The 13601-nt window shown below is 64.2% G+C and carries 9 protein-coding genes and 1 pseudogene; 8 read left to right on the top strand and 2 right to left on the bottom strand.

The features are described from left to right. Positions 1-89 precede the first annotated feature (89 nt). Positions 90-4406, bottom strand: coding sequence for a transporter substrate-binding domain-containing protein (locus tag AC3A3X_RS01280; RefSeq protein WP_487581245.1), 4317 nt, complete (start codon positions 4404-4406; stop codon positions 90-92). 241 nt (positions 4407-4647) lie between these two features. Further along, positions 4648-5289, bottom strand: coding sequence for a response regulator (locus AC3A3X_RS01275; RefSeq protein ID WP_487581244.1), 642 nt, complete (start codon positions 5287-5289; stop codon positions 4648-4650). Positions 5290-5878: 589 nt separating this feature from the next. On the opposite strand from AC3A3X_RS01275, the gene AC3A3X_RS01270 reads away from it, so the two are divergent. The 8 genes and pseudogenes from AC3A3X_RS01270 to AC3A3X_RS01235 all read left to right on the top strand — a co-directional run bounded on the left by AC3A3X_RS01270 (position 5879) and on the right by AC3A3X_RS01235 (position 13587). Next, entirely contained in the window at positions 5879-8683 is a 2805-nt protein-coding gene (locus AC3A3X_RS01270; RefSeq protein ID WP_487581243.1) for an autotransporter family protein, read from the top strand. A 184-nt stretch (positions 8684-8867) separates the two neighbouring features. Continuing rightward, positions 8868-9350, top strand: coding sequence for a tetratricopeptide repeat protein (locus tag AC3A3X_RS01265; RefSeq protein WP_487581242.1), 483 nt, complete (start codon positions 8868-8870; stop codon positions 9348-9350). Positions 9351-9691: 341 nt separating this feature from the next. Further along, positions 9692-10261 (top strand): annotated as a pseudogene (locus tag AC3A3X_RS01260) (POTRA domain-containing protein); the annotation flags it as partial. Positions 10262-10435: 174 nt separating this feature from the next. Further along, the gene (locus tag AC3A3X_RS01255) at positions 10436-10924 is read left to right on the top strand and encodes a hypothetical protein (RefSeq protein WP_487581241.1); all 489 of its coding nucleotides are present in this window, start codon (positions 10436-10438) and stop codon (positions 10922-10924) included. After that, on the top strand, positions 10921-11367 hold the full coding sequence (locus AC3A3X_RS01250; RefSeq protein ID WP_487581240.1) for a hypothetical protein: 447 nt from the start codon (positions 10921-10923) through the stop codon (positions 11365-11367). Before AC3A3X_RS01255 ends, AC3A3X_RS01250 begins: the two co-directional genes overlap by 4 nt. Positions 11368-11415: 48 nt before the next feature. Next, complete coding sequence (locus AC3A3X_RS01245; protein WP_487581239.1) at positions 11416-11997, top strand: hypothetical protein; 582 nt, start codon at positions 11416-11418, stop codon at positions 11995-11997. Beyond that, positions 11942-12556 carry a tetratricopeptide repeat protein gene (locus AC3A3X_RS01240; RefSeq protein WP_487581238.1) on the top strand — a complete coding sequence of 205 codons (615 nt, stop codon included), beginning with the start codon at positions 11942-11944 and terminating at the stop codon, positions 12554-12556. The genes AC3A3X_RS01245 and AC3A3X_RS01240 overlap by 56 nt, the downstream gene beginning before the upstream one ends. Before the next feature lie 344 nt (positions 12557-12900). Next, a complete protein-coding gene (locus tag AC3A3X_RS01235; protein WP_487581237.1) occupies positions 12901-13587 on the top strand; it encodes a response regulator transcription factor in 687 nt (228 codons plus the stop codon). Positions 13588-13601: the final 14 nt, after the last annotated feature.

The raw sequence follows: 13601 nt of genomic DNA, 5'->3' as shown, positions 1-13601 counted from the left end.
TTCGCCGCGGAAAACAGATCCCTCGCTGCGCTCGGGATGACAGAACAGGACAGCCTTGCCCTAACGGACTCGCACGCCGGGCTGCCGGGTCATCCCTGATCGTGCGACGCCGACGGCGCGTCCGTCTCGAGTCCGGCGATCAGCACTTCCAGCCGCCGCAGTCGCTCATGCACGGCACCGCGTCGCGCCAGCAGGCCCGGTTCGCTCCCATCCTCGGAGGCGGTCGTGCGCAGCGGCTCGATGATGTCCAGGCCGCCTTCCATGCGATGCAGCAACTCATGCCGCACCCGGTCGTCCTGGGTGTCGAGGCCGTCGTACTCGGCCTCGTCGGCCCGGCACGTGGCCAGCAACTCGAGCATGAATTCGCGAACCTGTTCGCGGCCGCCGAAGGCCTGGATCAACGTGGCCAGCCATTGCATCGCTCCAGGCTGCTCGCCTGGCGGCTCGACCGGCGGCCCGGCAGGCGCTGGCGCCGCCTCCGGCGAGCCGCCCAGGTGACGGGCGAGCACGGTCGCCAGTCCCTGCAGCTGGATGGGCTTGGTCAGGAAGTCGTCCATGCCGGCATCGCGGCAGCGCTGGATCTGCTCGGGCAGCGCGCTGGCGGATATGCCGACGATCGCCAGGTGCGCGCCTGCACGCTCGCCCGCGCGTATCCGGCGGGCCAGTGCGTAACCGTCCAGGTTGGGCATGTGGCAGTCGCTGATCAGCAGGTCGTAGTGGTCGTTGGCCAGGGCTTCCAGCGCCAGATTGCCGTCGACGACGACGGTGGCGCGGTAGCCCAGCATGTCGAGCTGGCGCGCCATCAGCGCGCGGTTGGTGGGGTGGTCGTCGGCCACCAGGATCCGGGCATTGGTCAGTGCAGGCGCAATGGCGTGCTGCGGCGCCGCCTGCGGTGCCGGCGCGCCGAAAATGCGGCAGCAGGCATCGACCACGTTGCGCCACAGCAGCGGACTGCCGGGCAGGCGTACGCCGTTCGGGATCGGCCGCCAGCTGCCGTGTTCGCCTGTGTCGACCAGCAGGCGTGGCACGTCTTCCGGAATGTCGAGATCGCGTGCCTCGGCGGCTTCCATCACCACCAGGTCGATGCTGCCCGATGACACCTCGCCCCACTCGGCGCGGTCGATCCCGGTGACCTGCAACCCCAGCGCGGACAGGCTGTTGGCCAGTTCGCGCACGAACAGATCCTGCTGGCCGATCAGTACCGCGGTCTTGCCCGCGAACTCGGGCCGCACCGCAACCGGAGCGATCGCGCGCAGCGGCAGTTCGAACACCGCGCAGGTGCCGTTGCCGGGGACGCTGCGCAAGGTGACGTCGCCTTCCATCATCCGCGCCAGCCGGCGGCTGATGCTCAGGCCCAGGCCGGTGCCGCCGTAGCGGCGGGCGGTGAAGTCCTCGGCCTGGGTGAAGGGCTGGAACAGCCGCGCCAGATTGCCCGCGTCGATGCCGATGCCGGTGTCGGTGATGCTGAACCTGACGTGCTGCGAGCCGGTACCGAGTGCGGCGAGCTCGGCGCGCACGGTGACCGTGCCCCGCTCGGTGAACTTGATCGCGTTGCTCAGCAGATTGGTGACGATCTGGCGGATGCGGACCGCGTCGCCCTCGTAGGTGCCCGACAGACGCCAGTCGACGATGCAGTGCAGGCCAAGGCCTTTGCCATGCGCGCGCGCACGAAACAGGCCGACGACGCTGTCGAGCAGTTCACGCAGGTCGAACTGCTCGCGCTCGATGCGCAGATGGCCCGACTCGATGCGCGAGAAGTCGAGGATGTCGTCGAGGATCTGCAGCAGCGAACGCGCCGAGTCCTGCACCATGCCGGTCATCGTGGCCTGGTCGCGATCCAGTGGCGTGCGCTCGATCAGCTCGACCAGGCCAAGCACGTCGGCCATCGGCGTGCGGATCTCGTGGCTCATCGCCGCCAGGAATGCGCTCTTGGCCGCAGTGGCCGCCTCGGCCTGCGCCTTGGCGGCGATCAGGTCGGCCGCCTGTTCGTGCAGCAGCGTGGTTTCGATCCAGTAGCCGCTCCATTCCACGCTGCCGTCGGCCAGGCGAAGCGGTTGCCCGCCTTCGGCCCGCATCCAGCGCCACTGGCCAATGACCTGCACCCGGAAGTCGAACGCCTGCATCGGCCGCAACGACGCCGCCGCTTCACCCACATTGGCCGCGACGATGCCCTGGTCCTCGGGATGGACGCGGGCAAACAGTGCCGACTCATCCTCGATCAGCTGTTCGGCCGACATGCCCAGCAGGCTGGCCGAATCGCCGGAGACGAAGGTGAAGCGCCGGCTCCCATCCGGGCCGACGCACAGCCGGAACACGACACCCGGTATCGCCTGCGCAAATTCCGACAGCCGCTGTTCCGAGCTGCGCGCCCTGGCTTCGGCCGCGCGTGCGTCGCTGATGTCGACGAACGTGCCCAGCAGGATGGTTCGGTCGCTGCTCGGATCGCTGAAGGGCAACAGCCAGACGATCATGCTCTGGACCGACCCGTCCGGGCCCACTTGCTGCAGCTCACGCCGCGCGCCGCGGCCGGACGCGATCACGGCCAGGTCGTCCGCCTGGATCTGGTCGGCATCGATCCCGGGAAAGTGCCCGGTCTGCGGCAACGTCTTGCCGACCAGGTCCTCGCGCTGACAGTTCATGTACTCCTCATAGGCGCGATTGACGCCGAGGTAGCGGCCTTCGGCGTCCTTGACGAATACCGGATAGGGAATGATCTCCAGCAGTGCCTGCCGGAACCCCAACTGTGCCGCCAGCGCCTGCTCGGCGGCGCGCTGCGCACGCGATGCCCGTTGCAGCCGCGCGTACGCCGCCAGCAGGATGCCCAGCACCAGCAGCCCCGCCAGCGCAGCGCCAATCACCCACTTCCACGGCACACCGTAGTTGTACTGACTCGAGATCCAGCGGCCGCGGATGCCGGCCTTGGTGCCCTCGTCGAGCTGCGAAAGTTTGCGGTCGATCAGCTGCAGCAGCGCGCTGAACTCCGGTCGCGCGCCGATCGCCAGCTCCTGGTCCATCCCGGCCGGACCGACCACGCGCAGTTGTGCGGCGTAGCGGCTGCGGATCAGGGGGTCGATGGCCGGCAGCGTGCCGATGAATGCATCGGCCTCGCCCTTGGCCAGCCTGGACAGCCCGGCCTCGTTGCTGGCCGTGGGCAGCAGTTGCGTCCCCGGAAGATGGGCACGGACCAGCGCGAGCAGGGCGGTTTCCTTGCGAAACGCCACCCGCTTTCCGACCAGGTCGCGCAGGCGGGTGATCGGCGGCGCGTCGTTGCGCGTCACGATCACCTGCGGGAAGTACTCGTAAGGCTGCCCGAACGACATTTCCAGCGGATCGAAATCGCGCGCGGTGCCGGCTGCGATCAGGTCGACCTCGTGCGAACGGACCATGCGCTGCAAGCTGTCCCAGTCCGCCGCCGGCACCATTTCCAGGCGCAGGCCGAGCTCGCGCTGGATGATGCGTAGGTAGTCGGCCGACAGCCCGGCGAACTCGCCTTCGCCGTCGACGAAGGAATAGGGGCGGCGGTCCACCTCGTAACCGACGCGCAAGGTGGGCAGCCCTTGCAACCACGCGCGCTCGTCGGCGCTGGGCTCGCGTGCGCTTCGCGTGCGCGCCGCCGCGTCCTCGGCCATGCCCCAGCGCAGGCGCAACTGCGTCAGTTCCTGCTCGGTGACGGTGGATTCGGCCTTGCGCAGAATCCGCAACAGCGCCGTATTGCCGCGGCGAACCACCGGGGCGATGTCGTAGGTAGGCAACGGCAGCGATGACAGCAGCACCAGGTCGTCGCTTGGCCGCCGGTCCAGCAGCGCCCGGGTCCGCGCGGTGCTCGTGCCGACGTAGGCGTCGGCCTGGCCGCGCGCGAGCATGTCCAACGCTTCGCGGCCGTCATTCGAGTACAACAAGGTAGCTTGCGGGTAGCGTTGGGCGACATCGTGCGCGGCAGTACGGAAACGGCGCTCGATGACGATGCGGGCGCGCGCCAGGTCGGCGTCGCCGCGGATGCTCACATCGCCCTTGCGAGCGACCAGCACCGGGACGATGGTCGCGTAGGGCTTGAGGAAATCGAAGTGGTCGCGCCGTTGCGGGGTGAGGCCCTGTGCGGGCAACAGGTCGTACGCGTTGCCCGCGGAGCCATCGAACGCGACCGCGCCCCAGTCGGTGTAAGGGTGGAACTCCAGCCGCAAGCCGGCACGCGCCGCCAACAGGCTCACGTAGTCGATGCCGAGCCCTTGCGGTTGTCCTCCGACCCAGGCTTCGGCCGGCATGTGGTCGCCGGCGAAAACACCCACCTGCACCACCGGGTGCGCGCGCCGCCAGGCGTCTTCCTCCGGATCGAGCGGAGGAAGGGAGCGTGACTGGCACAGCGCGCCCTGCAGTGCCGAGCACAGCAGCAGCGTGAGCAGCAGCAAGGCCGTAAGCCGGTGCCGATGTGGGCGGGATCGAGCGCAACGCAGGCGATGCATGGGAATCCATCTGGCCAGGTACGGGCGACTTTCGAGCCTACGGCACCTCGATCTGACGGCACATGGGAAACGTCCTAACTTCAGGTGCCGGGAGCATTTGCGAACTGCGTCGAAGAGCTTTGCGGAAACAGCTGGGATCGGCCCTGAACCCTTCCAGCCAGGCGACGGTCACGACCGCGGGCCTGGTTCAGGAAAGCAGCCCATGGCTGGAGGCGTAGGCGAAGATCTCCACGTCCGACTTGATGCCGAGCTTTTCCATGGCCGACAGTTTCTGGTTGCTGATGGTCTTGGAGCTGCGGTTGAGCTGCAGCGAAATGTCCTTGACGCTCATTCCCGAGGCGAACAGCCGCAGGACCTCGGTCTCCTTCGGCGACAGCGCGGCCTCGGCAGACGTTCCGAGCGTGGCCTCCGCGCTCTCGAGCAGGCTCATCGCGGCCTTGGCGATGTAGGTGCGCCCGTTGAGCACCGTCAACACGGCTTGCGGCAGTTCGGACAGGGCGTCGGACTTGTTGATCAAACCGCGCACGCCGGTGTCGCGAATGCTGCGAAGCACCGCGGGATTGGAGATGCGTGTGAGCACGATGATGGCAAGGTCGGGCCACTTGCGCCTGATCGCGCCGAGCATCGACAGGCCGTCCGGCGCGGTGTTGCCGGGCATGCTGAAGTCGGTGATCAGCAGGTCGCACGGCGTGCTTGCCAGCGTGCTCATCAACTCGTCCGTCGAGGATGCGACGTGGACGACGCTCGTGGTGCTGTCGTGTTCGAGCAACTGGCGGACGCCGGCGGCAACGATGGGGTGGTCATCGGCCAGGATGACTCGCACTGGCATGACGGCTTGCTCCTTGCGGGCTGCGGATTTGCGGCGGGAGTGCGGGGGCATTTTAGTCGAAACGGTTGTGACGGCACTGGGGGGCTGTGCGAGGTCGCCGTTGCCGCCCCGCAAAGAGGCCGGCTGCCTGGCAACGAGGCGCGCCAGCCACCCGGCTCTTCATCCCGGCGTAACGACAGCGCGGTCGGAGCCGTTCATCCAGGTTCATCTGTGCAGGAGAACGCAGTAGCTGTTCCTGAGGGAATTTTAGGATTTGTCCCATAGCTGGCGGCATGGCTGCCTCCTAAGCTGAACGTTGGGGCGAACCAACAGTCGGTTGGTTGCGCGATCGAACTTTCAACGCTCCCCTGCCGTCGGTGCCGCGGTGACGTCTACGCGATACAGACGCCGATCCAGGGGCAGAAACCCTCGGACTATTCGCGTTCGCCCCAGGTGCGCGTAGTTGGCTGTCGCGACTTCCATCCGGCTGAGGAAAGGCTTCTTGACGATCTGCTCGATCTTCAGCCCGGGTGTCTCAACTGGCGCCCCTTCCTGTTTCCGGGGCCCGGAGTGCCAACGATCTTGATTGTTTCATATTGCAAGGAATGCCATGAAGAATGATCCAAGGATTCACCCGCTTTCGCTTTCGCTTTCGTTGGCGCTCGCCATGGCGGCACCGCTGGCAGTGAACGCTCAGCAGCTGGTCGTTACCGACCGCACTACCAGAACCGCTATCGGCACATATGACACCGGGACGGCGAATGGTGGAATTTTCGTTCCCAACGCAGGCAATGCCTTGGCTGCCTTTAATGTGGGCAGCAAGATCGTTGGAGATGGGATTACAGCAATCACCGGGGGGAAAGATGCCGATGCTGTGGTCGCCGGCGCCGGAGGAAAAATAGAGCTGCGAAACTTCGCAATCAGCACGACGGGTGGGAGCAGCAGCGCAGTGACGGTGCTGGATGGGGGTGGTGTTGAGCTCAGTGGAGGCACTATTGATGTGGCAACGTCATCGACCAGCTTCCTGGTTGGAAATTTTGGCCTCACCGCCCAGGATTCGAGCAGTGAGATCCGTGCGCATGGAACGAGAATCACAACGCAAGGAGAATCCACAGGAGGGGCCATCGCGACGGAAGGCGGCGTGGTAGTGCTGGACGGCGGAGCGCGAGTCGAATCCGCGGGTACCGGCGTCTGGGCTGAGCGAGGTGGCCGCATTGAGCTGAAGTCGGGAACTCAGGTTGCGGCAGCCAAGAACGCCCTGAACTCGGGAAATGCGGGAAGTCGCATTCTGGCTGAGGGCGCAACCATTCGCGGTACCGTGCGGGCGGCCCGAGGGGGCGAAATCGAGCTGAAAGCGGGGACGGCAGTCAGCGCCGATGTCTTCGGCCTCAGTACCGATGACGGAAAGATCGTGGTCGCTGATAGTTCCATCGTCAGCAAGGTCATTGGAGCTTCGGTCTCCGCAGGAAGCATCGAACTCCTGCGATCGCAACTGGACAGTCAAAAGGGAGTCGTTGTAACGCAAGGTGGTCGATTCGCGGCAACCGACTCGCAGGTCAAGACACTCCAGGCCAGCAATGCCGGCATCACCGTTTCCAGCGGCGCGCGAGCCGACCTGACCAACACCAGCGTTGATGCCCTGGGCAGCGCTCTGGTACTGGGGGCGGCATCTGTAGTCGTGTCGGGTGGCAGTCTCCGTTCCCAGGACGCGTCTGCCGTCAGCGTCGTTCGTGGGGCCAACACGGATGCCCGGCTTGATCTGAAAGATGGGGTCCAACTGTCCGGAAAGGATGGGAAGATCATCGATGTTGGCGCTGGTCGACTCGCGGTGTTTGCCGACCATGTTGCGCTCAATGGCCAGTTGAGTGCAGGTGATGGCTTGCTCAGTCTGAGTCTGGAGAATGCCTCGTCGCTCACTGGTCTTATCACCGGCGGTGATGCATTGAGCCTGGACAGTACCAGCGCCTGGACATTGACCGGAAACTCCAGTGTGCGTGCGTTGACCTCGGCGGGAGCCATCGCATTCTCCACCCCCGCGGCTGGTGACTATAAGACGCTGACCGTCATGGGTGATTACGTCGGCAACGGCGGCACGCTGGCGATCAACACCGCACTGGGCGACGACACGTCGAAGACCGACAGGCTGGTTGTGACGGGAAGCGCCTCAGGTAACACCAGGGTGACAGTCAACAACGTCGACGGCACTGGCGCGGCGACCGTCAATGGCATCCGCGTGGTGCAGGTAGACGGCACCTCCAATGGCATGTTCGAACTGAATGGGCGGGCCGTGGCAGGCGCCTACGAATACCTTCTGTACAAGGGTGGGGTTGCCGATCCGAGCGACGGCGACTGGTATCTGCGTACCCAGGCGGGTCCCGCGCCGGCGCCGACTCCCGAACCAACGCCTGCGCCGACTCCGGATCCGCAACCAACCCCCCAGCCAACGCCTGCACCGTCCCCGGCTCCTGTCCTGGTTCCGCTCTACCGCCCGGAAGCCGGCGCCTACCTCGCCAACCAGGCCGCTGCGGTCGGCATGTTCCAGCACTCCATGCACGATCGCATGGGCGAGCCAGATCGTGCAGGGGATGGCAAAGGCGCCGCCGGTTGGGTGCGGGTAGCCCGTAACCAGAGGGACGGCAGTGCCGGCTTCGACCAACTCGATGTCGGCACCGACATCTCGACGGTTCAGATGGGCGCCGAACTGACGCGCGGCGGCGACAGCCGCTGGCACGTGGGCGTGATGGGCGGCAGCGGCCAGGCGCATTCGCAGGTCGGTTCGGATGTCACCGACTATCGCGCCAAGGGCAAGGTCAAGGGATACAACCTGGGCGTATATGGCACCTGGTTCGCCAATGCCGATGATCCGGCGGGGCTGTATGTCGATGGCTGGCTGCAGTACGGCAGTTACGATGACAGCGTGCAGGGCGACTACCTGAGCGGGGAACGCTATGACGCGCGGACGTCGGCGGCTTCGGTGGAGGTAGGCCGTGCCTTCGCGCTCACCCGGAGCGACAAGGTCAATCTCTACCTGGAACCACAGCTGCAGGCGATCTTCACCGACTACTCGGCGCAAGATCATCGTGAGTACAACGGTACGGTGGTCGATGATTCCAGGGCCGGCGGCCTGACCAGCCGTGTCGGCGTTCGCCTCCATGGCAATGCTGGCCATGACGCGATCAACCTGGTGCAACCGTTTGCCACCGTCAACTGGTGGCACGACAACGACCGCAACGCGATAGCGTTTGACAGCCAGAACGTGGAACTGAAGCTGCCACGTGACCGTTACGAGCTGCAACTGGGTGCGCAGGCACACCTCGGTGGCGGTTGGACCGGCTGGGGCCAGTTGGGCCTGCAGACCGGTGGCAACGACTACCGCGACGTCGGTGGTCAGTTGGGCGCGAACTACCGCTGGTAACCGCTACGCGTCCGCCGGTGCTTTCTCCCTTCCGAAGGTATCGGCGGGCGCGTCCGGAGTTGTCAGCGCATGTTGGGCGCATCTGAAAGCGGAGGGGATCGACTCGCGCCCCCTGAACCCCGCATGCCACTAACCCTACTTCAAAAGAAACGACTCATGAATACTCGCAATCGCGATCGCATGCATGCTCCTTGTTTCGAGCACTGCTGTCGCATCTCAGAAGCTGCCCCCTGAGACCTACCGGGGAAAGGACGCGCAAGAAGCCGCCAAAGTCCTCCTCGATGTGGCAAAAGTGCAAGCGGAAGATGGTAGCTGGGAGCTGATATCTGTCGGCCGGATCTACTACCTCGGAGGCTACAAGGCGGAAGGCAAGGCGATCTTCGATGACGTGCTTGCCCGCCGCCCTGAAGCAAGTGATTTGCTGCGCATTTCCCAGGTGTATCGCGAAGCCGGCGATTGGTCGCAGGCCAAAGTGCTCTTCGAGCGCTATGTGAGCGAGAACCCGAAAGACGCGTACGAGTTGGCCAAGATCGGCTCGTACTACATGAGCCACGGAGACCGTGTCGAAGCTGAAGCCCTGTTCGATCGATCGTTCAAGCTTGAATCCGATCTGTGGTCGATCCTTGCTGCCGCCGGTGGTTACCTCGGTGTCGAACCGCAGGACTGAGGCGCCGTGCCGTCGTTAGAGCAAGAGGCTCATGTGGAGGAAAAGGTGCTGGTCCAATCGCCGCGTCGCGACGAGCCGGATTTCAGGATTTTCCCATGGAGGTCCTTCCCCTTCTCGCCTAGCATGGATTGCGTACGGGTCCGCATCGATCAAGTTGTTCCTGCCAATGGGGTCATAACTCTGGCTGGAGGGTAGGGTGCTCGCGCCTGTTTGGCGTTGTGGCTTGGTTTGAACGGAGCAGGGGGCACACGGAAGTGAGGAGTCGAAGGACGCATGGCCACGCGAGTGGCCGCAAGCATTGGATCGGCGTGGCATTGGCATTTGCGCCGTTGTCGTTGGCGATGGCGCAGGTCAGTCCAGATGCGCAGGAGTTGCGGCGCCAGGAGGATCGCGAGCGCGCCCTGCGTGAGCAACAGGAGCAGACGCCCGACGTACGTCTGCAGTCGCCAACGGCGGCTCCACCGGAAGCGCTTCCCAGTGACGAATCCCCGTGCTTCCGCATCGACCGCATCGTGCTCGACGGCGATGACGCCAAGCGCTTCCAGTGGTCGCTAAAGGCCGCTAATCCAAAATCTGATCCCGCCACTGGCCGCTGCCTCGGCACGAAGGGGGTGGGCGTGGTGATGAAGCGTGTGCAGAACGCGATCGTCGCCGAGGGATATGTGACCACCCGCGTGTTGGCCGCGCCGCAAGACCTGAATGCAGGCACCCTGGCGCTGACCGTGGTCCCGGGTCGAATCCGCGCAATCCGCTTTGCCGACGGCACCGACTCGCGCGTGACGCACCGCAATGCCGTGCCGGCCCGACCGGGCGACCTGCTCCAGCTCAGGGACATCGAACAGGCACTTGAGAATCTCCAGCGCCTGCCGACTGTCGCGGCCGACATCAAGATCGTGCCGGCCGAAGCCGAAAGATTGTCCTGCAGAAGTGCGAGGCCCGGATGGCGCGTCGTTGAGGGGCGTAAACGTGCGCGAATCGATGGATAGAAACTGGGGGGAAGGCAACTTCAGCGTGCCAGTGCTCGTGCCGCCGTCTCAGAGGGCAAAAGCCGAGCTTGAGAAACGGAGTGGGAAATGAGTCGTGCGATGAAGCACTACACCATTTTGGCGAGCGCTGTCTTGATGCTGTCGGCCTGTGCCACGCAGCATTACACGTCCTCCAGTCCGATGGTCCAGGTTGGGCCTTCCAAGATGTGGCACAAACCTGGTGTTTCAGGGAAAGAGGCGTGGGAGACATGGCAGAAATGCATAGCGCTCCCGGGGGACAAGAAGGTGACAGATGCCTGCATGAAAGAGAGAGGGTTCAAGTATGGCAGAACGGACGACATCTATATCCCGCCGCGCCCCCCGGAAAAGGATTGGGTCTGTACGGGGCTGGGGCTCGCCTGTGCAGGGCTCTCCTATGAGGAAACGATACGACTGCAACGTCAATGCTACGAGAGGGCCCACGAGCAAACTCCCGGATATGAGGAGGCTAGAAGGAATCGACGGCTGAGTGAGTACGGGCAGCAGATCGTAAACGACTGCATGGCAGCAAACGGCTTCACGTACGAAATCGTTGGGGGTTCGCAATGAAGAAGCGCCTAGTGTTGAGTGCGCTCGTCTTGCTGGCCTGCTGCAATGCGACCGCCGGCAACAACCTGACGTCCACGGAGCGGGCAAATCAAGCGCTAAGCGCCAGTCCAGTACACGATGCGATATACATCGACATCCCTGCGGCTGGAAATCCTGTGGCCAACTGGATGCTGGGTTCCGTGGTGGGAAGCGCGACATGGATGGACCAGCTGAAAGCAGCAATGGCTCTAGGAGCGGAAACGCCGACGAACCTCGTCGTGGGAGGTGAGAACGAAGGTGTAACCCGCAAGGCGGTCCAGGCGGCAATGAAGTCCTTCCGTGGAAGGCGGTTGCCATACCTGGCCCTAACGGTGGTAGGAACGCCCGCGAAGGCGGAGAGCCTGCGCGAGCAAGCTGAGTCGCTTGGTATCAACTACGTCATACAGCAGCCTGGCTTGCGGTAGGTCCGCTCGCGACTGCTGTCGGCTTTCAAGTATCTCCGCGAGGTCTTCATGCGATACAAATCCTTGTTGGCGTTCTTGGTCCTGATCTACCTTTGCAATGCTTGGGCAGCGGATAGTTCGACCGCAACAGGCCGCGAGAGCCGGATTCGTGTCTTTGGACAAAACGGTGCCTTCGCCGACCTGCACCCGGGTAGCGCATGCCTAAAACGCGAAGGCCGCGAGCGCGTTTCCGGCAGCATGGGCAGCGCGTTTGGGTCGCTCTTTGGTGTTGTGTCGAATGTCTCCCTTGGAATGCCAGAAACGGAAACGACTCGAAACATGCGCCAGATGGATGGCATTGCGTCGAAGGCGTACTTCCGTGAGTACGCTATTCCTGCCGGCGTCCCGACGAGCTTGCGTCTGGGTTTCCGGGATGTCTCGTCTTTCTACACGATCGGAGACGTCAACTATTCCAACGTGAATCGTTCGTGTAGTGGCGCGATATCCTTCACGCCGCAGGCCGGAAAGGATTACGAAGTGGGATTCGCATGGAAAGGCAGGGTCTGCCACCTCTCAGTTAATCAGGTCGTTGCTGATGGCACTGAAATTCGGTTGGTTCCGGCGCCCGTCGAAGAAGCACCTAGCTGTTAACAGTTCGAGAGGCATTCACTATGAATTTTCAGTCGGGAAACCACTAATGGCTACACGTGCAATCGCGGTCGCCTGCATGCTCTTTGTTTCGAGCACTGCTGTCGCATCTCAGAAGATCCCTCCGGATGCCTACCGGGGAAAAGACGCTCAAGAAGCCGCCAAGGCCCTCCTTGAGGTGGCAAAAGTGCAGGCCGATGGCGGTAGCTGGGAGCTGATATCTGTCGGCCGGATCTACTACCTCGGCGGCTTCAAGTCGGAAGGCAAGGCGATCTTCGACGACGTGCTTGCCCACCGGCCCGAAGCAAGCGATCTGTTGCGCGTTGCCCAGGTGTATCGCGAAGCCGGCGACTGGGCGCAGGCCAAAGTGCTCTTCGATCGCTATGTGAGCGAGAACCCGAAAGACGCCTACGGGCTGGCCAAGATCGGCTCCTACTACTTGGGCCACGGGGACCGTGCCGAAGCCGAAGCCCTGTTCGATCGATCGTTCAAGCTCGAATCCGATCTGTGGTCGTCCATTGCCGCCGCCGGTGGTTACCTCGGCGTCGCACCGCAGGATTAGGGCAACGCCGAACAAGTCGAATGTCGTCGCGAGCGCAGCGAGGGGCCCGCTGTGCCACCGCGGAAAACAGATCCCTCGCTGCGCTCGGGATGACAGACCAAAACTTGATCGGCGTTGCCCTTAACGCTTCTGGGCCGCGCTGCCTCGCGCCGCGCGGGCAAATTAGGCCAAATCCTATTCAGCGCAAGCCAGCCGGCCCGTAGTCTGCCGCCTCCCTGCAGCCGCGCGGTCACCATCATGCACACGAGCCATTGGTCTGGCACCGAAGTCGGTCCATCGGATCGCGTCGGTCGATGACGCGCTCAACCGCCGGTCGCGGACTCGTCTCCAGCCAGCAACCGGTCATGCGGATCCTGTTGATCGACCATGACGCGTTTCATGCCGCGGAGCTCTGCCACTTCCTCGAGCAATGCGGTCACGAGGTGGATTACGCCGGCAGCGATCGTCAGGGCCTGGGGCTTGCTGCGGACTGCCGCTTCGATGCAATCGTGCTGGCCCGGTCGCCGGGGCGCGATGGCCTGGATGTGTGTCGCAGCTTGCGCAAGGTTCTGCGGCTGGCTACGCCGCTGCTGGTATTGGCACAGTGCGCGAGGCTGGAGCCTTGCCTGGCGGCACTGGCAAGCGGCGCCGACGACTATCTGTACGCACCGATCGCGTTCCCGGAGGTCAACGCACGGCTCGTCGGGATGCATCGCCGTTATCGACGACGCCAGGCGGGCCCGGTGCTTCGCGCCGGCGACCTGGAGTACGACCTGAAGAGCGAGGAAGTGCGTCGGCAGGGCAGGACGCTGCGCCTGCGGCCGTCGTCCAGGCGGCTGTTGCGGGCGTTGATGGAAGTCACGCCAGAGCCGGCCGGCTATCGCGAGCTGGTCCGTGACCTGTGGGGGCGGGAGCTCGACCACGGCCAGGAAGCCTTGTTGCGGACCCACGTGTGCCAGCTGCGCAGTGCGATCGACCGTCCCTTCAAGGTGCCGATGATCCGGACCTTCCACGGTCTGGGCTATGGCGTGGTGGCGACCGCGGAGGCGTAGCCGCCAGGCGCAAT

It is taken from the genome of Lysobacter sp. Soil_N_23, assembly GCF_057656135.1.
This window is presented reverse-complemented; position numbering and strand designations above follow the sequence as displayed.

Bases quoted from the DNA above. Each gene is read 5' to 3' on its own strand.
- AC3A3X_RS01240 (WP_487581238.1), top strand. From the start codon at position 11,942: ATGGCACTGAAATTCGGTTGGTTCCGGCGCCCGTCGAAGAAGCACCTA.
- AC3A3X_RS01245 (WP_487581239.1), top strand. From the start codon at position 11,416: ATGCGATACAAATCCTTGTTGGCGTTCTTGGTCCTGATCTACCTTTGC.
- AC3A3X_RS01235 (WP_487581237.1), top strand. From the start codon at position 12,901: ATGCGGATCCTGTTGATCGACCATGACGCGTTTCATGCCGCGGAGCTC.
- AC3A3X_RS01255 (WP_487581241.1), top strand. From the start codon at position 10,436: ATGAAGCACTACACCATTTTGGCGAGCGCTGTCTTGATGCTGTCGGCC.
- AC3A3X_RS01250 (WP_487581240.1), top strand. From the start codon at position 10,921: ATGAAGAAGCGCCTAGTGTTGAGTGCGCTCGTCTTGCTGGCCTGCTGC.
- AC3A3X_RS01265 (WP_487581242.1), top strand. From the start codon at position 8,868: ATGCTCCTTGTTTCGAGCACTGCTGTCGCATCTCAGAAGCTGCCCCCT.
- AC3A3X_RS01275 (WP_487581244.1), bottom strand. From the start codon at position 5,289: ATGCCAGTGCGAGTCATCCTGGCCGATGACCACCCCATCGTTGCCGCC.
- AC3A3X_RS01270 (WP_487581243.1), top strand. From the start codon at position 5,879: ATGAAGAATGATCCAAGGATTCACCCGCTTTCGCTTTCGCTTTCGTTG.